This window comes from Succinimonas amylolytica DSM 2873 (assembly GCF_000378405.1).
GTDB classification, from domain to species: Bacteria; Pseudomonadota; Gammaproteobacteria; order Enterobacterales; family Succinivibrionaceae; genus Succinimonas; species Succinimonas amylolytica.
Window position 1 is genome coordinate 1,953,966 of sequence record NZ_KB899636.1, and the last position, 1,539, is coordinate 1,955,504.

Below are 1,539 nucleotides of genomic sequence, written 5' to 3' on the forward strand. Positions count from 1 at the left end.
AGGGCGTTGCCGTTGAAATCAAAGAACCTTTCTTTCTCGCCATCGCAGCAGTCGGACTTTGCTGAATTGCTCTGTCTGTTTCTGCGCGGGCTGTTTACGTGATGCTGTGTTTGCTTTTCTTCAGCATTCTGAGATGCGACTTCTTTCTTATCCTTCTTCTGTTCCCTACCGCCTTGAAACAGGAGTCTTCTTAACGCGTCAAGATCAACCTCTTTGGAAGACAGGAGCGTTTTCAGGGTCTTAACGAGTTCTTTGCTTTCTGAAAGTTCGGATTCTTTCTTCTCAAGTGAATCCATGAGCTCGCTGATCCTGTTTTCCAGTTCTTCTACTTTTTGGGTTTGATTTTGAAAGGCTACTTTCTGCTCTTGAGTATCGGATCTCAACTCTTGAATAGTTGTCTTCAGCCCCTGAATGACTGTATTCTGCTCTTGAATGGTTAATGTAAATTTTTCGATCAGTGCGTAAAGAGGATCCGATTTGGCAGAATCGGTATCGTGCTGATTGATTGGAAGTGCGCTATTTGTAATCTTTACTTCCATTGCAATTCCCTTCAGCATGCCACGATTTTTGTGTGCGGTATAGTACGGATTCACCAGCACTTTTGTCAAGAATCCCTGAAGCCTTGAAATGGGGGTTTAAGACCTAATACTCCGCAGTCATATCAGAAGGCTTTATGAGGCTGGAAAATGCTACGAGCTCCGGTCTCTTATGAATAATTATCAGCTGGCTCTCAAGGATGTTGCTGTCAATGTCTGGCATGCGGATGTCTATGAGGAGCTTGACGGGATGGTTAAGTCTCTGATTCAGCTGGGGGAGCATCTTTTCAGGAATGAAGAGGAATTTGCCGGGTTTCTCGGAGATCTTCTTTCCGAAAACCGGGACACTCCGCTAAACCTTGGATATTTTGTGCAGGTGCACAGGAACGCTCTGGAAAGTCTGAAGGAGCGTCCGGCCCTGTCCGGGATTATCGGCAGGGCTTTTGAATATGCAGCGATCCCTGACAGAAAGCCCGGCACCATACTTATTGACGGCATTTCCTATCCCCGGTGCCTGGTGCAGGCCGGTGAACCGGGGACGTATCTGGAGTTCGGAAGCTTCCGGCAGCAGAATAAGGAGCCGGACTCTCCGAAAACTCCGGTGGAATGGCTGGTGCTGGATCGTACCTTTGAGGCGGCTCTTATCATCAGCCGGCAGGCTCTGGATTTTCGTCCCTGCCACCACAGCACTGCGGAGGCCGGACCGGGGATAAGCTGGGAAAATCATGATATCCGGAAGTGGCTTAATGGCGAGTTTCTGGAGGAGGCGTTTTCGGAGGAGGAGCGGCGGCATATTATAAAAACACGGCTGGTAACCGGGAAGAATCGGGAGTACGACACCGCCTGGGGCGGGTGCGGGATAACCGAGGATCGGGTGTTCTTTCTGAGCATTGACGAGGCTGAAAAATATTTTGTATTAGGTCTAAAGTCAGCACTTTAGGCCTTCTTAAATTTCCATGGCATTGCCTGCTCAAGAATAGTATTTCTTCTTTCATCAGACAGC

General features: G+C 48.5%; 2 protein-coding genes. One reads left to right on the forward strand and one right to left on the reverse strand.

Features of this window, described 5'->3' with window-relative positions:
• The coding region (locus tag F557_RS22700; RefSeq protein ID WP_211209523.1) for a hypothetical protein at positions 1-539 on the reverse strand (539 nt) is incomplete at its 3' end.
• 169 nt (positions 540-708) lie between these two features.
• Between F557_RS22700 and F557_RS0108750 the strand changes: the two genes are divergently transcribed.
• Positions 709-1,476, forward strand: a complete 768-nt coding sequence (locus F557_RS0108750) for a DUF6273 domain-containing protein (RefSeq protein ID WP_019001856.1) — start codon at positions 709-711, stop codon at positions 1,474-1,476.
• Positions 1,477-1,539: the final 63 nt, after the last annotated feature.

Coding starts and splice junctions, on each gene's coding strand:
- F557_RS0108750 (WP_019001856.1), top strand. CDS start 709: ATGAATAATTATCAGCTGGCTCTCAAGGATGTTGCTGTCAATGTCTGG.